Raw genomic sequence first — 18,183 nt, forward strand, 5'->3', positions numbered from 1 at the left:
TGTTCCTTTGGTTTTTGTGGACGTTTATCAACGTCGCTTAATAATCTCGCGTGACGTGTCCGAAGAATGGGTGGGCTGGCTGGCCCGATCCATAGGTTTCGATCCCTGCATGAATCAATTCCGGTGCGATATCGAGTGCCCAGGCAGCGCCTATGGCCGCCAGCAGGCTGGCGGTATGATGGCCCGGCTGCCCCGGTCTGGTCAGTGGCAATGCAGATAGCTGGACAAAAATAGCTTCTTTTGCGCCGCTTGCCAGGATAATTTCTCCATCGCGCACAAACAGTGCCCGGCCGCCTTTCTCACGATGTTCGCCGATGACCGCTGATTGGGGATCGAGCCCGTAGAAAATAATCGCGCCATCGCACAATGTCGCCATCTTCACCACCAATACATCGTCGGCGTTGAGCACGGCGACGCCGTCGGACAGCACCACATCTATCTGCGTACGCAGCACGTTGTAGAGCTGATCCGGTTCGCTGATGTAGAACTCGCCGAGCGTGTCGGCACCGCTGACGTCGGTCACCACGCCTACCTGGCAACGGTCGTAAGCCAGTCCCTCGCTCAGGATGGCGGCAGCCGGGTGCTCGAATACCGCCGCTTCCACCGCACGGTTCATGAGCAGGCGTTGGCCGGCCTGCCAGGTGGTGCAATTGCCACGCTCGACCTGGCGCTGATTCATGTACAGACCATCACTGCAGGCAAGTCCGACATATCGCCCGGAGAGATGTAGCAGTGACGCCACCAGACGCGCAACCAGCGTCCCATTGCTGCCACTGATTCCGACAATCGGGATACGGCCGTTTTCCGACTGCGGGATCAGATGGTCGACGATGGCGCGGCCGACCGGGCGCGGTTCGCCCTGTGCGGGCTTGAGGTGCATCAGCAGGCCGGGGCCGGCATTCACTTCAACGATTGCACCGCGCTGTGATTCCAGCGGACGCGTAATATCCTCGGCCACCAGATCCACGCCAGCCACATCCAGACCGATGATACGGGCTGCGAGGGTAGCCATCGCGCATACTTCCGGATGCACCGTGTCCGTGACATCGATGGCCACATTTCCGTTGCGTTGCACCATGACTTCCTGACCTGGCGCCGGGATCGAGTCCGGATTGAATCCCTGACGCGTCAGTTCCAGGCGAATCGCAGGTTGCTCGTCGATCAGTATCACATCGAGGGGATAATCTTCAGTCGCGCCGCGGCGCGGGTCGGTATTCAACTGACTGTCGATGAGTTCGATGATGGTCGAGCGACCGTCGCCTGTTACGCAGGCAACCTCGCCGCGCGCCGCCGCGACGACACGCCCTCCCACCACCAGCAAACGGTGTTCGTGGCCAGGTATGTAGCGCTCCACAATCACCTTGCGGCTTTCCGCGCGGGCGACTGCATAGGCGGCTTCGACATGCGTCTGCGTCATCAGATCGAGCGACACGCCGCGACCGTGATTGGCATCGGCCGGCTTGACCACCACCGGCAGGCCGATGTCTTCGGTCGCTTCCCAGGCGTCTTGCGGACTCTCGACAATGCGTCCTTCGGGCACCGGCACGCCGCAAGCATGCAGCAGGCTCTTGGTCAGATCCTTGTCGCTCGCGATCGATTCGGCAATGGCGGCGGTCTGGTCGGTTTCAGCGGTCCAGATACGGCGCTGGCGTGCACCGTAACCGAGTTGCACAAGATTACCGTCGGTCAGGCGGATAAAGGGAATGTGGCACTCCGTAGCCGCATCGACGATGCAGGCGGTACTGGGGCCGAGGCAGAGATTGTCGGCCATATTGCGTAGTCGTTGTGTGGCGGCCGCCATATCGAAAGGGCGGTCTTCGATGGCTGCCATCAGCAAGTCGCGTGCGTCATGCAGGCAAGCGCGCCCGACCTGTTCGTTGCGGGTACGCACGGCGACTTTGTATATGCCGCGCACCGAAGTTTCGCGCGCCTTGCCGAAGCCGACTTTCATTCCCGCCAGGGTCTGCAACTCCAGCGTGACATGCTCCAGTATGTGGGCCGGCCAGGTGCCCTCGCGCAGACGCAGCAGAAAACCGCCGCGCTCGCCCACCCCGCAACGGTGCTCAACCAGGCCGGGCAGCCAGGCTGTGAGGCGTTCGTAAAAACCTGGAATGGTGTTGGACGGGCAGTCCTCGAGCCCGCCGATGTCGACCCACGCCTCCAGCACTGGACGATAAGTCCATATATTCGGGCCGGACAGATGGGTGATGCGAAGGAACCGAATGTCTTTGTTTTTCATGTCCGGGTGGTATGGCAGGGCTCAGGCATCCATTTGCGCGAGACCTGCCAGTTTATTCTCTGGGCTAGGATATAATTTGCAGTTTCAGCACCAGCAAGGTGTAAGGTCATTGCTGTGCCTGAAATTCTAATAGTTTAAACGTTTATTGCATTTTGCTCGACGAAACATGCCGTCAACCGAGCGGCTACGTTAAGTGCAACGCTATACCGGTAACCAGCGACAGACCAAAAAACACGGTTTACGTTACGTTTTCCCAGCGTACAAACCTCACAACCGCGATTAACGCCCCAATGTACTTTTACGATGACAAGCCGATCCATTAATGTGACTTCAGCCCATGCCACGCTGCCCGAACGCTGGCTTGGCGAGATAGCTTCCACGCTGACTGTCACGGAAAATATTCTGGCATGGGTGGAGCTCGATCTCGATACCCGGCTACAGTTTTCGCAAGGCCTGGTGGTCGTCACCAACCAGCGGATTCTGGCCAGGACCATGGCTGAGGAGACATGGGATAGCTGGACTTTTCATGCCGGGCTGACCCTCGTTCATCATGACCATGCCGGGGTGGGTACGCTTGAACTGCGCGATGCGCAGGCGCGCCTGGCGGGCTGGCGCTATACGCTGGGACGCAATGTGGCAGCACTGCGCGTGATTGCCGCGTATGAACGGCAGCTTGCCAGCCAGGTGTCCGGCCAGCCGGTCGAGGGTGATGCGGTGGCGGTTTGTCCGAACTGCAAGGCAGCGCTTGAGCCGGGTCAGGATGAATGCGCCCTCTGCGCCAGAGAGGCGCATGTTCCCCCTTCGACGTGGACGCTGTTCCGGCTATGGCGCTTTGCCAAGCCTTACCGGAATCAGTTGCTGGCCGGCTTTCTGCTGACCCTTGCCTCCACTGCCGCCACGCTGGTGCCGCCTTATCTCACCATGCCGTTGATGGACAACGTGCTGATTCCCTACCAGAACGGCGCTCATATCGATGTGCATCTGGTCGCACTCTATCTGGCCGGGCTGTTCGGTTCCGCGCTGCTTGCCTGGGGCCTCGGCTGGGCGCGCACCTACATTCTGGCGCGCGTCAGCGAGCGCATCGGAGCCGACCTGCGTACCACCACCTACGAACACCTGATGCAGCTCTCGCTGGAATACTTCGGCGGCAAGCGCACCGGTGACCTGATGGCGCGCATTGGTTCGGAGACCGACCGGATCTGCGTTTTCCTGTCGCTGCATCTGCTGGATTTCGCCACCGATATCCTGATGATCATCATGACCACGGCGATCCTGGTGTCGATCAACCCGTGGCTGGCGCTGGTGACATTGGTGCCGCTCCCGTTCATCGCCTGGATGATCCATGTGGTGCGCGACAGATTGCGCACCGGTTTCGAAAAAATCGACCGGGTCTGGTCGGAAGTCACCAACATTCTCGCCGACACCATCCCGGGTATCCGCGTGGTCAAGGCCTTCGCCCAGGAGCGGCGCGAGACGGCGCGGTTCCGCGAGGCCAACAGGCATAACCTGATCGTCAACGACCGCATCAACAGGATATGGTCGCTGTTCTCGCCTACGGTCACGCTGCTCACCGAAGTGGGATTGCTGGTGGTGTGGGCGTTCGGCATCTGGCAGGTTTCCACCAACCAGATCACGGTGGGTGTGCTGACCGCCTTTCTGGCCTATATCAGCCGCTTCTATACCCGGCTTGACGGTATGAGCCGCATCGTCTCGGTAACGCAGAAAGCCGCAGCCGGGGCCAAGCGTATTTTCGACATCCTCGATCATGTGTCCAGCGTTCCCGAGCCGACCAAACCCGTGCATCTGGAGCAGGTGGCCGGCAGCATCGAACTGCAGGACGTGGGTTTCCGCTACGGCAACCGCTCGGTGATTCGCGGCGTCAATCTCGCCATCGCGCCCGGCGAGATGATCGGACTGGTAGGGCATAGCGGGTCGGGCAAGAGCACGCTGGTCAATCTCATCTGCCGTTTCTATGATGTGACCGAAGGCTCGATTCGTCTGGAAGGCGTGGATATCCGCTCGCTGCCGGTGGCCGAATTCCGGCGCAACATCGGCCTGGTACTGCAGGAACCGTTTCTGTTCTTCGGCACCATTGCCGAGAATATCGCCTATGGCAAACAGGATGCCTCGCGCGACCAGATCATTGCCGCAGCGCGCGCCGCCCATGCCCACGAATTCATACTGCGGTTGCCGCAAGGCTACGATTCGCTGGTCGGCGAGCGTGGCCACGGTCTATCCGGCGGCGAGCGCCAGCGCATCTCGATTGCCCGGGCGCTGCTCATCGACCCGCGCATACTCATCCTCGACGAAGCCACTTCCTCGGTGGATACCGAAACCGAAAAAGAAATCCAGAAGGCGCTGGACAATCTGGTGCTCGGGCGCACCACCATCGCCATTGCCCACCGTCTCTCCACGCTGCGCCGCGCCGACCGGCTGGTGGTGATGGATCGCGGCCAGATTGTCGAGGTCGGCAAGCATGAAGACCTGATGGCGCGCGAAGGCGCCTACTACCGCCTGTACCAGGCCCAGGCGCGCAACGTGGACACGGATCTGGACGATGTGGATATAGATAACGCGATCGTGGTGAGCGATGGATTGGCAAAATCATGACCCTAAAAACGACAATTGGCCACGGAGAGCAGCGCGTAACAACAACGTGTGGACGGCTTTTCCAGGCGCGTCCTTCAGGAGCAAATAATTTTCCTCCAAACCCGCGTCCACTCTGTGTTCTCTGTGGCTTCAACTGCTGTTTCCGCGCTGACCCATACCACGGGGATATCCATGGTTGATTTCAAAATAAGCCGCAACCCCTTCGGCCAGCTGGTGCTCACCGCGGCTGACGGCAAGGTTCACGAAAACGTGGTGCCGGTGCGCGCCTTTCCCATCGCAGCGCCCCAGGAGGGCATCGCCTTGCTGAGCGCGGATGGTCACGAACTGGCGTGGGTCGAGCATCTGGGCGATTTGCCCGAGGATGCACGCGCGCTGATGGAGGAGGAACTGGCAAGCCGCGAGTTCGTGCCCGAGATTCGCCGCCTGCGCCACGTATCCAGTTTCGCCACGCCGACCACCTGGGAGGTGGAAACAGACCGCGGCGATACCCGTTTCGTGCTGAAAGGCGAAGACGATATTCGCCGACTCGGCGCATCCAGCCTGCTGATCGCCGACAGCCACGGCATCCAGTTCCTGATTCGTGACCTGAACGCGCTGGACAAAGCCAGCCGCAAGCTGCTGGACCGGTTTCTCTGACAGGCTGCGCAAATCACCTTTTTCGCCTTCACGTGGGAAGGCCCGGAAAAGAGAACTTGCTATTGATTCTGCATGAAACTACGTCGGTCTCCCGTTATCCGGGACTTGATTCTGGATCGAACAGGATGCCAGTCGCAAACGTCCAGTCGCCACCTACAAGCGACAGGGACGTCATACCGGCAGTGATTCATCAGAAGGCGTAGCCCAATATTTTAACGCTTGTTCAAACTCGTTCACAGGCATCGGTTGGCCGAAGAGATAGCCCTGGAAGTTCAGGCAGTGCTGCTGGATAAGAAAATCCTTTTGCGCCTTCGTTTCCACACCTTCCGCAATCACTTCCATGCCCAGCTTGTTCGCCATGGCAATGATGGTTTGCACAATGACGACACCATCGTGATTCTCGGCTATGTCGTGAATAAAACTCTGATCAATTTTTAGCTGATCGAGAGGCAGCTTCTGCAGGCTGGATAAAGATGAGTGTCCGGTGCCGAAGTCATCCATCGCGAATTTAATGCCTCGCTGCTTGAGCGCCTGCATTTTGCTGATTGCTTCAGGGATGTTAGCGAGCACCATGCTTTCGGTGAGTTCAAGCGTAATGCGTGCCGGGTTAACCTCAGTCGCCTCCAGCACATCGATAATCTGCCCGACAAAGTTTGCCTGCTGAAATTGACGTGCGCTGACGTTCACGGCAACGTGCAGATGATCTTTGCCCGGTTCCTGTTCCCACACTTTTAGTTGGTGACAGACTGATTCCAGCACCCACAGACCGATAGCTACTATCAATCCGGTTTCTTCTGCAACAGGAATGAAAGCCTCGGGAAGTGTCATGCCGTGGATAGGGTGTTGCCAGCGCAGCAATACCTCGGCACCCACAATCACACCTGCGTTATCCACCTGCGCCTGATAAAAAAGCACGAACTGCTGTAGAGGCAATGCTTGTTTCATCGATTCTTCGAGAGATGAACGGTGCTCGACTGCAGTCTGCATATCAAGATCAAAAAACCGAATGGCATTGCGGCCGGATTTTTTAGCCGAATACATGGCGATATCCGCACGCTTCATCAGCTCCTCGATAGTAAGCTGGTTGCCAGAGAATATGACAACGCCAATGCTGGGTGTGCTATGACGGCTGTGATGGGCGAGTTGGTAAGGCTGATTGAGGGTGGACAGGACCTTTTCACCAATAGTCTCTACCTGGAATGCAGCTTCCTGAGTTTTATCGCTCAAATTTTCCAGAATAATCACGAACTCGTCACCGCCCATACGCGCAACAGTATCGCCCTGCCGCACGCATGCGGTGAGCCGTTGTGCGACCTGTTGCAGCAACAGGTCGCCGATGTCATGGCCAAGCGTGTCGTTCAGTGTTTTGAAATTATCCAGATCAATAATAATCAGCGCACTTTGCAGACCGTTACGTGCACCGGCGGCCAACGCATGCTGAAGCCGGTCGATAAGCAGCCGCCGGTTGGGCAGGCCTGTGAGCGGATCATAGAACGCAATCTCGCGAATCTTCAGGCGCTGTGAATTTAGCTCGGTGATATCGTGCCCGACCCCCATGACGGAGACGATCTCACCATACAGATCACGTTCCGCAGTCAGGCGGATATGGCTGCAATATTCCTTGCCGCTACTGCCTGTCGTATTCAACTCGAACTCGGCATCGTCGCCGGTTGCAAAGACCTGACGGATTTTCGTTTCGTATGCAATGAAGTTTGCACCCCCCGGATATTCCGAAGGCTTTTTCCCCAGCAGTGCAGCTTTGCCACCTTCGGATATTGCGCATATTGCCGGATTGACATAAATGCGCCGGCAATCGCTATCATAACGTACGATGGTATTGGGGGAGTTTTCGACTAAAGTGCGCCACTCCGTCTCGCGGGCAGCGAGCAATTCTTCCTGGCGTTTTCTATCATCGATATTGAACGTCACCCCGATAAACCGCTGCCCTTGACCATCATTATCGCGATCCATGATTTTGCCGTAATTGGCATACCACACCCATGTGCCGCGCTTGGCGCGCACCCTGAACTCGCTACGGTATTGCGCGGTAACACCGGTCAAATGATCGTTGATGGCAGCCTTGATAAGGGGAATGTCGTCGGGATGGACAATTGCGAAAATGCTGTCCATGCTGGAGGAGATATCTTCCTCACTGTAGCCGAGTTCAAAAAATATCTTGTTCGATTTGCAGATTACCTCGCCGGTAAGCAAATCGTTTTCCCAAAGATCAAGACCGGCAGCTTCCAGGGCAAGTTCGAGACGTTCCTTATTGATATCCTTTTCAGCCATGTCTGCTGGACTCAGGATAGGGGAGCGCGCCGGCATAGCCGATGTCGCGCAGCAGTCCGGCAAACGATGCGATCACCCCGGCAGCACTGTAGAGTTCAGGTGCAGCCCCGACTTTGATAACGCTGACAGCATAGCCGGTGCTCCTGCCTTTCCTTGAATCAAAATACGTCTCCAGATCATCGGTGGCATTGGAAAAACCGAGACCGGTACTTTCCGAGTAGTAACAGATTGAATCCGGCGCAACAATATCCGGTGCGTTGCTCAGACCCGAATACATAATCAGGTTTTCATTCAGGTTATAGATATAGTGTGTTTCTGTGCTTTTTTCCTGGTCGGGATTGTTGTCAAGGCGGATGATCCCGGCATCAAGTGATGCGCTGGTGGTCGATTGCGTCACTGCAGTGATATAAAAGCCATTCACTGTGACAGCAGCGCTGCGTCCGGTAATACTGCTGATCTGATCCGCGACTTCGGCAGTGGAAGGGGGCGTGGAAGCGTTTAACAGGAACTGTCCCAGAGCCCATGCCTGCGTCAGGGTTCCGGGAATGTAGCTACCTGTCAAAGCGTAATCATTGCCGGAATTGGATGGCCAAAGTGCGATTCCGGCAAAACTGCCGAAGGCGGAAACGATGCCTCCCGCCAGTTTTTCGATATGCGCAGCAGTTGCTGCATTCAGTGTGGCGGACTGTGAAGCGGCAGTCGCTTCGGCATCGTTAGCCAGCGTGCACGGACTCGCGGCAAGCGTGGCGCTGCCACTATAGGTCGTTTGCGGCAGTTCCGGGACAGCCCGCCCGGCGCCATCCCCATTGACGACCCAAATTGCATTATCGGAAATTGCCGCGGCGATGAGCGGCACAATCGAATTGATTGGACCAATTTCACCGGGTATGACACATCCCAGCGCAGTCCCGGTCGCTGCCTCAAAGGCGTTGACGGTATTAAAGATTGAATATTCAATATCTGCCAGGGTCAGGCTGTCCGCAACATCGGGCGATCCCATCATCGCCAGCACACAGCAATTTGTCGCGCCATCGTAGTTTTTCACCTGGACGGAGCCGCGCCAACCACGCATTGCCAGTTCTTCTATCACATTGACCGCATCGCTGTAACTGCCGCCTCCGCCGCTTCCCAGAACAGCAGCACCCGCAGCAATGTACTGAAAATCCGTGATTCCAAATTCATAAATGGTCATGATTTTTCCGGGCTATTTACACAGATAAATCAAGGGGAAATATCTGCTGGTCGAGGAAGCCTGGCAAAGTATAAACCAAAAATAATAAGCCGAAGAGCGAGTGCTCGGAGGAAACAATGAACGCTGAAATATTGCAAGCTTACCGACGCGCCGAGGGATCAGGGCTATTTTTGCTGACGTGATGGTATGGCCGCATGGCAGGCTCGCCCTCCATGTTCCGCGTTTTCGTTACGTATCCCGGATACCAATGAAAAAAAGGGCGCGAAAAGCGCCCTTTTTTTCATTTCATGAGACCAGCAGTTACATCGCCAGCCACAGCTCGTTCAGCCGCCGCACGAAAGCGGCCGGGTCTTCCAGTTGCCCGCCTTCGGCCAGCAGTGCCTGGTCGAACAGGATGGCGCTCCAGTCGCTGAATTTTTCGCTGTTGGCCTGGTCCTTGAGGCGCTGCACCACGGCGTGCTTGGGGTTGATTTCCAGGATCGGTTTGCTGCCCGGCACGTTTTGTCCTGCCGCCTTGAGCAGGCGTTCCAGATTGGCGCCCATGTCGTGCTCGCCCGCCACCAGGCAGGCCGGGGATGTTGTCAGGCGGTGCGTAATGCGCACTTCCTTGACCTGCTCGCCCAGTGCTTCCTTGATCTTGGCAGTGAGGTCCTTGAAGGCGTCGGCTTCCTGCGCCTGTTCCTTTTTTTCTTCCTCGTCCGCCAGCTTGCCCAGATCGAGGTCACCCTTGGCTACGGATTGCAGTTTCTTGCCGTCGAGCTCGGTCAGGTGTGAAATCATCCACTCGTCCACGCGATCGGAAAGCAACAGCACTTCCACGCCCTTGGCGCGGAAAATTTCCAGGTGCGGGCTGTTTTTGGCTGCGGCGAAACTGTCGGCGGTGACGAAGTAAATCGCGTCCTGGCCTTCCTTCATGCGGCTGACGTAGTCGGCCAGTGAGACGCTTTGTTCCTCGCTGTCGTTGTGCGTGGAGGAGAAGCGGATCAGCCTGGCGATGCGATCCTTGTTGGCGAAATCCTCGCCCACGCCTTCCTTGATGACGCGACCGAATTCTTTCCAGAAAGCGGCGTATTTCTCCGTCTGGTTTTGCGCAAGGTCTTCCAGCATGCCGAGTACTTTCTTCACCGAACCGCCGCGTATGGCTTCGATGTCCTTGCTCTCCTGCAGTATTTCGCGCGATACGTTGAGCGGCAGGTCGTTGGAGTCGATCACGCCGCGCACGAAGCGCAGGTAGGTCGGCATCAGCTGCTTGGCGTCGTCCATGATGAACACGCGCCGCACATAGAGCTTGATGCCGTGGCGCTGCTCGCGGTCCCACAGATCGAACGGGGCGTGTGCGGGGATATACAGCAGCTGGGTGTATTCCTGTTTGCCTTCCACCTTGGCATGGATATAGGCCAGCGGCGCTTCATAATCGTGCGCCACATGCTTGTAGAATTCTTCGTACTGTTCCGGCGTGATTTCGCTCTTGGGGCGGGCCCACAGCGCGGAAGCCTGGTTGACGGCTTCTTCCTCGTCCTTGACCACGGTTTCTTTTTTCTCCGCGTCCCACTCTTCTTTCTTCATCATGATCGGCAGGGTGATGTGGTCGGAGTATTTGCGGATGATGGATTGCAGTTTATAGCTGGACAGCAGGTCGTCCTCGCCCTCGCGCAGGTGCAGGATCACGTCGGTGCCGCGCCCCGGTTTTTCCACGGTTTCCAGTGTGTACTCGCCTTCGCCTGCGGATTCCCACTGCACCGCATGCTCGGCGCCCAGCCCGGCGCGGCGCGTGATCAGGGTGACCTTATCGGCAATCAGGAAGGCCGAATAGAAGCCCACGCCGAACTGGCCGATCAGGTGCGAGTCTTTGGCCTGGTCGCCGGACAGTGCTTCGAAAAACTGGCGTGTGCCGGATTTGGCAATGGTGCCGATATGCTCGATCACTTCCTGGCGGTTCATGCCGATGCCATTGTCGGAAACGGTGATGGTGCGGGCATCCTTGTCGAAAGCGATACGAATCCTGAGTTCCGGATCGTTTTCCCAAAGCGCGTCGTCCGACAGTGCTTCGAAGCGCAGCTTGTCGGCCGCGTCGGAAGCATTGGAAATCAGTTCGCGCAGGAAAATTTCCTTGTTGCTGTACAGCGAGTGGATCATCAGGTTCAGCAACTGCTTGACTTCAGCCTGAAAGCCAAGGGTTTCCTTGTGTGCCTCTACGGTCATGGTGTGGATTCTCCGGTTAGTAGGGTAAAAAAGCTGGTAATCAAATTGGGGCGAGTGAAAATTTTTCAAGAGGAAGAGGCTTATCGGGCTGGTTTGCACGATAATCCTCCCGGGAATTACCATCTACCGATTTATGCTTGCGCGCATTCTTGTTAGTCTATAGCGCATTCCTGAATAAAATATATACGGCAACACACCCATGGCAAAACAGAATTACGACGAATCTTCCATCCGCGTACTGCGCAAACTGGAGCCGATCCAGTTACGCCCCGGCATGTATACCCGCACCAACGATCCCACCCACATCATTGTGGAGGCCATCGACAATGGCGTGGATGAGGCAATGGCGGGCTACGCGAAAAATATCGAAGTCACGCTGCATCGCGATGCCTCGGTTTCGGTGCGCGACGACGGGCGCGGTATTCCAACCGGCATGCACCCCGAAGAAAAAGTGCCGACGGTGCAGGTGGTGTTTACCGTCATCCATTCCGGCGGGAAATTCGCCAAAGGCGATGCGGACAGCAGCTATAAATTCACCGGCGGGCTGCATGGCGTGGGGGTTTCGGTCACCAATGCACTGTCCACGCGGCTGGAAGTCGAAGTCAAACGCGCAGGCAAGCTGCACCGCATGAGCTTTGCCGAAGGCGAGGTGGTCGAACCGCTGACCATCACCGGTAACTGTGCGGCCAAAGACACCGGCACGGCAATCCGCATCTGGCCGAACCCGAAATATTTCGATTCGCCCACTGTTTCGCGCAGCGAGCTGGAACACCTGCTGCGCGCCAAGGCCATGCTGCTGCCCGGCGTGCGCGTCACGCTCAACATCGAAACCGCATCCGGCACGGAGGTGAAGGAATGGCATTTCGAAGGCGGCATGGCGCAGTATCTCGACCAGATGATTGCCGAGGATGAGCCCATCGCACCGGCGTTTTGCGGCGAGCGCTATCTGAGCGGCAACGAATCCTTTTCCAATGGCGAAGGGGTGCAATGGGCGCTGGCGTGGGTGGCGGGATCAGGCGGCGGGGAATCCTACGTCAACCTCATCCCGACGCTGGGCGGGGGCACGCACGAGGCCGGCCTGCGCGATACGGTGTTCAACAGCGTACGCATATTTGCCGAACAGCACGGGTTGATGCAGCGCAATGTGAAGCTTGCCGCCGACGACGTGTGGGCCAAGCTGCGCTTTGTGCTGGCGGTGCGCATGGTCGATCCGAGTTTTGCCGGGCAGACCAAGGAAAAGCTGTCCTCGCGCGAGGCAGTCAAGCTGGTCGGCGCGGCCATCAAGGACACTTTCGATCTGTGGCTCAACGAGCATGTGGCGGAGGCCACCCGCATTGCCGAGCAGGCGATCAAGCTGGCGGTGGCACGCACCAAGTCGTCCAAGGCGGTGGAGCGGCGCAAGAGTTCGGGGGTAGCGGTATTGCCGGGAAAACTGAGCGATGCGGAATCCACCGATAATCGCATTACCGAGCTGTTCCTGGTGGAGGGCGATTCCGCCGGAGGCTCGGCCAAGGCCGGCCGCGACAAGGAGATTCAGGCAGTGCTGCCACTGCGCGGCAAAGGCATGAACAGCTGGGAGGTGGAGCGCTCGCAGATCCTCGCCAATCAGGAAATCCATAACATCGCCGTCTCGCTGGCCATCGACCCGCATAGCCTGGACAGCACGCTGGACCTGAACGAACTGCGCTATGGAAAAGTGATCATCCTGGCCGATGCCGATGATGACGGCGAGCACATCAAGGCGCTGTTGCTGACGCTGTTTTTCCGCCATTTCCCGCAGCTGATCACGCATGGGCATATCTACATCGCCCAGCCGCCGCTGTTCCGCGTCGATGTTCCCGCGCAGGGCAAGGGCAAGCCGCCGCGCAAATTGTATGCGCTGGACGAGACGGAACTGACGGTGCTGGAAGCGCGCCTGCGCCAGGAAGGCGTCAAGGAAGGCACCTGGCAGGTATCGCGCTTCAAGGGTCTGGGCGAGATGGATGCGATCCAGCTATGGGAAACCACACTGTGCCCGGATACCAGAAGACTGGTGCGGGTCGAGGTCGGCGACGATCTGCCCGGCACTTTGAGCATCTTCGATAACTTGATGGGCAAGGCCAACGCCGCGTACCGCAAGGAACAGATCTCCGTGCATGGCAATGAAGTCGAGGCAGATATTTAACGGGGAAGGCAAAAGGCAAGGACTCCGCTAAGTTTGAGGATTGTCTTTCCCGGCGCTCTCCGTGGCGTGTGCTTTATTCGAGCTGTAAATTCAGGAATTAACATGAACAAACCAACAGATTTATTTTCCGGAATCAGTGATTTGCCGGCGGTCTCCGCTGGCGGCGGTAATGGCGATCAGCCGCCGCCCGCATCCGCGGCGCCGCCGGAAGACGGGGATGTGCGTTTTCTGCTCGGTGAATATACCCATCAGGTATATCTGCGCTATGCCATCAGCGTGGTGAAGGGGCGCGCGTTGCCGTCCGTATCGGATGGCGAAAAACCGGTGCAGCGCCGCATTCTGTTTGCCATGCACCAGCTGGGCCTGATGCCCGGCGCCAAGCCGGTGAAATCGGCGCGCGTGGTCGGTGATGTGATCGGTAAATACCATCCGCATGGCGATTCCGCCTCGTATGAGGCCATGGTGCGCATGGCGCAGGATTTCGTGCTGCGCTATCCGCTGGTCGACGGACAGGGCAATTTCGGGTCGCGCGATGGCGACTCCGCGGCCGCCATGCGTTACACCGAAGTGCGGCTGACCAAATATGCCGAGCTGCTGCTGTCCGAAGTGGGCGCAGGCACAGTGGATTTCCGCCCCAATTACGACGGCTCCGAGCAGGAGCCGGTGGACCTGCCGGCGCGCTTGCCGTTCCTGTTGCTGAATGGCGCATCCGGGATCGCGGTGGGGATGGCGACCGAATGCCTGCCGCACAACATGCGCGAAGTGGGCGCAGCGGCGGTGGCCTTGTTGCGCGACCCGGCCCTCAGCGTGGATGGTGTGCTGGAACACATCAAGGGGCCGGATTTTCCCGGTGGCGGTCATATCATTTCCAGCCCGAAGGACATCCGCGATGCCTATATTACCGGCCGCGGCAGTCTGCGCGTGCGTGCGCGCTGGACCATCGAGCAGCAGGCGCGGGGCCAGTGGCGCATGGTGATCCATGAGCTGCCGCATGGCGTGTCGGTAAAAAAAGTGCTGGAGGAAATCGGCGAATACACCGATCCGCAGGTGAAGGCAGGCAAGAAAGACCTGAACCCCGAGCAAAAGGCGATGAAGCAATTGTTCCTCGATGCGCTGGAAACGGTGCGCGACGAATCCGGCAAGGACGCCAGCGTACGCATCGTGCTGGAGCCGCGTTCCTCGCGCATGCCGCTGGATCAATTCACCGCGCTGTTGCTGACGCATACCAGCCTGGAGACGACCGTATCCGCCAACATGGTGGCGATCGGGCTGGATGGCAGGCCGAGCCAGAAGAATATTCTCGATCTGTTGTCCGAGTGGATCGCGTTCCGCTACACCACCGTCACGCGCCGGAGCGAGACGCGCCTGGCCCAGGTGCAAAAGCGGCTGCATATCCTTGAAGGCCGGATGGCGGTGTTGCTCAACATCGATGAAGTCATCCGCGTAATTCGCGAATCGGATGAGCCGAAAAGCGATCTGATGATGCATTTCAAACTCAGTGAAATCCAGGCCGAGGACATACTGGAAATCCGCTTGCGCCAATTGGCGCGTCTGGAGGCCATCCGCATCGAGAAAGAAATCGGCGAATTGCGTACTGAAGAAGACGGCCTGAACAAGGTACTGGGCAGCCGCAAGGTCATGCGCGACCTGATCGTGAGCGAGATCAAGGCCGACGTGAAGAAATTCGGCGATGAGCGGCGCACGCTGATCGAGGCAGCGGAGCGGATTAGTGCCAAAGCCGTTGCTGTCCCCGACGAAGCCTGTACGGTAATCCTGTCGAAAAACGGCTGGATCAGGCAGCGCAGCGGCCATGACGCCGACGCCAGCACCCTGACTTTCAAGGACGGCGATGATCTGCTTGCGCTCTGCAAGACGCGCACCGTGCATCCGGTGGTGCTGATCGACAGCGGTGGGCGCGCTTACACCGTGGCCTCGTCCGATATTCCCGGCGGTCGCAGCGATGGCGTGCCGGTGGCTTCCCTACTGGGTTTGCCGGCCAAGGCGAAAATTGTCGCCATGTGTGCGGCTGCACCCGATACCCAATACCTGTTCAGCACCTCAGCCGGCTACGGCTTCATCGCCGTGCTCAAGGATCTGGTGTCGCGACAACGCGCCGGCAAGGCATTCATGAACATCGGCGAGAAGGATGTCCTGTTGCCGCCGGTTGAAGTGGGTGAGGGCGCGCTCATCGTCGCCCTGGGCAGCAATGGCAAGCTGCTTGCCTTCCCGGTCGGCGAAATGAAAGTGCTATCAGGCGGCAAAGGCGTGATTGTGCTGGCCGTCGGGGAAGGGGAGACCATGCTTTCCGCTACCACTGTACGCGAAGGCGGCACAGTGAAAATCCTCGGTCAGGGCAGGGGCGGCAAGCGCTCGGAACAATCGCTGGCCTGGAATGCATTGCAGGATTACGTCCTGCACCGCGCCCGCAAGGGCGTATTGGTGCCGGTGAAATTCAAACTGGAATCCGTAACGGCAGAATGACATGCCGCCACGACGCAACCGCATCCTGTCGACTAGCATCGACAGGATGTGTCATGGCAGCTGATCAAAGCTTGCGCGCATCAACGTGATGGCCCGAGTGTAGCCGCCGGTAAATAATTCTTCAGCCTGCTGTATCGAGTCTATTGGCGATCCCGAATTTTAGTCGTGTTGACTAAAAGTGATAACGTAAGTTACTATTTTCAGAGTTATTATAACTGTGTGCACAATATGGTTAAGGAATGCCTTAACGTTTTTGAACAGCGCCTGGATGCCATAGACAGCCAGATATCCGGTCAGCCTCGCCAGGAAGTAATGCTGTCACGCATGCAATTTATGATCTTCAAGAAATTGCAGGAGTTGATGAATCAGAGCCTGCAGCCTTACGGGATTAACGACACGATCTGGACTGCATTGATCATGCTGTATTCCAGTCCGGGCCGTTATATTTATCCCAGTGATCTGAGCCATATCGTCGTGTCGTCACGAACCAATATCACGCGGTTTGCCGATGAAATGGTAAAAAAAGGCTGGGTCAGCAGAAAAGGCCACGAAACCGACAGGCGCAAAGTCATCTTAAGCTTGACTGCTGCAGGGACCGAGCTGGTTGAATCGATCATGCCCAAGCAGTGGGCGGTTTACCAGGCCATCTGGAAAGATTTTAGTATGGCGGAAAAAAAACAGATGCAAGCTTTCCAGTATAAATTGGTAGATTCCATAGCCAATGTAAATGGCACCCCGGATCCTGCTGCCGACAAGGCAGCCAAACCGGATGGCGTTAAATCCAGTCATCAGAAATGAAAGCCCGAATATGACGCGTTCTTCTGTTTTTATTGGATTGTTCCCCCGTTCCAGTGCTTTGCTATTGGTGGTCAGTAGCTTATCGCTGTTTGGCTGCGCCAGTGTCGGCCCGGATTTCAAACGGCCTGCTCCCCCTGCAGTAAATGGCTACACCGCAAAAAGTCTGCCAGCGCAAACTGCAACGGCACCCGATACGGAGATGGGCGGAGCGCAGCGTTTTGTGGTCGGGCAAGCTGTGTCGGCAAGCTGGTGGAAAAATTTCGCCTCCCCAAAACTGGATACATTCATTGAACAGGCGCTGCGCAGCAGCCCTTCATTGGAGGCAGCCCAGGCAACGCTGCGCCAGGCGCAACAAACCTATGCTGCGCAGGCCGGCTCCAGCCTGTATCCGCAAGTGGATGCGAATCTGGGCGCGCAACGGACCGGCACCAATAACTCCGGGATGGGTTTGAAGGGAGGCGATCGGGTATTCGAGCTGTATAACGCCGGGGTGAAAGTCAGCTACAAGCTGGACCTGTTCGGCGGTAACCGCCGTGCACTTGAAGGCTATGCCGCGCAGACTGATTATCAGCAATATCAGCTTGAAGGCGCGCGACTGACGCTGGCTGCGAATGTGGTCACGGCTGCCATGATGCAGGCCCAGTATAGTGCGCAAATCAGCGCTAGCGAGGCGATTCTGGCGGCTCAGCAGAAGCAGCTCGGCATCGCCCAGCAGCGCCTTCAACTGGGTGCGATTGCGCGTAGCGAGGTGCTCACTTTGCAAACGCAGGTCGAGCAAACGCGTGCCAGTATTCCTCCCATACGCAACAAGCTGGACCAAACCAATCATCTGCTTGCGGTGTTGGCAGGTCAGGCGCCCGGTGCAGGAGAAGTGCCGCAATTCACCCTGGCCGATTTCACGCTGCCGTCCGATTTGCCCGTCGTCATTCCGTCCGAACTGGTACGCCAGCGTCCGGATATACAGGCCTCGGAGGCGTTATTGCATGCAGCCAGCGCGCAATACGGCGTGGTGATATCGAACAGCTATCCGCAAATCAACCTGTCAGCCAATCTGGGTTCGCAAGCCTTGCTCGCATCGAGTTTATTCGGTGCCGGCAGCATGATCTGGGGTTTGGCGGGGCAAATAGTGCAACCATTATTCAATGCGGGTCTCAAGGCGGGCGTTAAATCCGCCGAGGCCGGATTCGATGCCGCAGCCGCCAATTACCGGCAGACCGTGCTGCAAGCCTTGCGCAATGTTGCCGATGTGCTGCGCGCCCTGGACAACGACGCGCAAACCTTGCAGGCGCAAGCCGCTGCGGATGCCTCTGCGCAGGCAGCGCTTGGCCTCATGCAACAACAATATCAATTGGGCGGCGCAAGTTATTTGCAGCTGCTCACGGCGCAGCAGCAGGCGCAGCAAACCCGCATTAACCTGATCGCCGCGCAAACCCAGCGTTTGACTGATACTGCAGCGCTATATCAGTCCATGGGAGGCGGCTGGACGGCGGGAGTAAATCAGGGTGCAACGGCCCCCAAATCTGTCAGTGCCGCAGCAGATTAAGCGCTGCAAGTTGGAAACAACCAACCCTT

General features: G+C 57.7%; 10 protein-coding genes. 6 read left to right on the forward strand and 4 right to left on the reverse strand.

Going from position 1 to position 18,183, the window contains the following annotated elements; genetic code table 11:
* Positions 1-37 precede the first annotated feature (37 nt).
* On the reverse strand, positions 38-2,239 hold the full coding sequence (gene cphA / locus ACFDAU_RS07300; RefSeq protein WP_413439310.1) for a cyanophycin synthetase: 2,202 nt from the start codon (positions 2,237-2,239) through the stop codon (positions 38-40).
* A 324-nt stretch (positions 2,240-2,563) separates the two neighbouring features.
* Between cphA and ACFDAU_RS07305 the strand changes: the two genes are divergently transcribed.
* Together ACFDAU_RS07305 and ACFDAU_RS07310 are read left to right on the forward strand one after the other, a co-directional pair.
* A complete protein-coding gene (locus ACFDAU_RS07305) occupies positions 2,564-4,849 on the forward strand; it encodes an ABC transporter ATP-binding protein (RefSeq protein WP_413439311.1) in 2,286 nt (761 codons plus the stop codon).
* Positions 4,850-5,020: 171 nt separating this feature from the next.
* Positions 5,021-5,485 carry a DUF1854 domain-containing protein gene (locus tag ACFDAU_RS07310; RefSeq protein WP_413439312.1) on the forward strand — a complete coding sequence of 155 codons (465 nt, stop codon included), beginning with the start codon at positions 5,021-5,023 and terminating at the stop codon, positions 5,483-5,485.
* A gap of 171 nt (positions 5,486-5,656) precedes the next feature.
* On the opposite strand, the gene ACFDAU_RS07315 is transcribed toward ACFDAU_RS07310, so the two are convergent.
* From ACFDAU_RS07315 to htpG, 3 genes are all read right to left on the reverse strand, one after another.
* Entirely contained in the window at positions 5,657-7,810 is a 2,154-nt protein-coding gene (locus tag ACFDAU_RS07315) for a putative bifunctional diguanylate cyclase/phosphodiesterase (RefSeq protein ID WP_413439313.1), read from the reverse strand.
* Positions 7,767-8,966, reverse strand: a complete 1,200-nt coding sequence (locus tag ACFDAU_RS07320) for a DUF917 family protein (RefSeq protein WP_413439314.1) — start codon at positions 8,964-8,966, stop codon at positions 7,767-7,769. Before ACFDAU_RS07320 ends, ACFDAU_RS07315 begins: the two co-directional genes overlap by 44 nt.
* 300 nt (positions 8,967-9,266) lie before the next feature.
* A complete protein-coding gene (htpG, locus tag ACFDAU_RS07325; protein ID WP_413439315.1) occupies positions 9,267-11,168 on the reverse strand; it encodes a molecular chaperone HtpG in 1,902 nt (633 codons plus the stop codon).
* A gap of 199 nt (positions 11,169-11,367) precedes the next feature.
* Here htpG and ACFDAU_RS07330 point away from each other — a divergent pair, with 199 nt between their 5' ends.
* The 4 genes from ACFDAU_RS07330 to ACFDAU_RS07345 all read left to right on the forward strand — a co-directional run bounded on the left by ACFDAU_RS07330 (position 11,368) and on the right by ACFDAU_RS07345 (position 18,154).
* On the forward strand, positions 11,368-13,332 hold the full coding sequence (locus ACFDAU_RS07330; protein ID WP_413439316.1) for a DNA topoisomerase IV subunit B: 1,965 nt from the start codon (positions 11,368-11,370) through the stop codon (positions 13,330-13,332).
* Positions 13,333-13,434: 102 nt separating this feature from the next.
* Positions 13,435-15,813 carry a DNA topoisomerase IV subunit A gene (parC, locus tag ACFDAU_RS07335; protein WP_413439317.1) on the forward strand — a complete coding sequence of 793 codons (2,379 nt, stop codon included), beginning with the start codon at positions 13,435-13,437 and terminating at the stop codon, positions 15,811-15,813.
* Between the two features lie 165 nt (positions 15,814-15,978).
* Positions 15,979-16,611 (forward strand): MarR family transcriptional regulator, encoded by a 633-nt coding sequence (locus ACFDAU_RS07340; RefSeq protein WP_413439318.1) that lies wholly within the window; start codon positions 15,979-15,981, stop codon positions 16,609-16,611.
* Between the two features lie 10 nt (positions 16,612-16,621).
* Positions 16,622-18,154: an efflux transporter outer membrane subunit gene (locus ACFDAU_RS07345; protein WP_413439319.1), complete on the forward strand. Its 1,533-nt coding sequence runs from the start codon at positions 16,622-16,624 to the stop codon at positions 18,152-18,154.
* The last annotated feature ends 29 nt before the right edge of the window (positions 18,155-18,183 follow it).

This window comes from Sulfuriferula sp. GW1 (assembly GCF_047300855.1).
Taxonomy (GTDB): domain Bacteria; phylum Pseudomonadota; class Gammaproteobacteria; order Burkholderiales; family Sulfuriferulaceae; genus Sulfuriferula.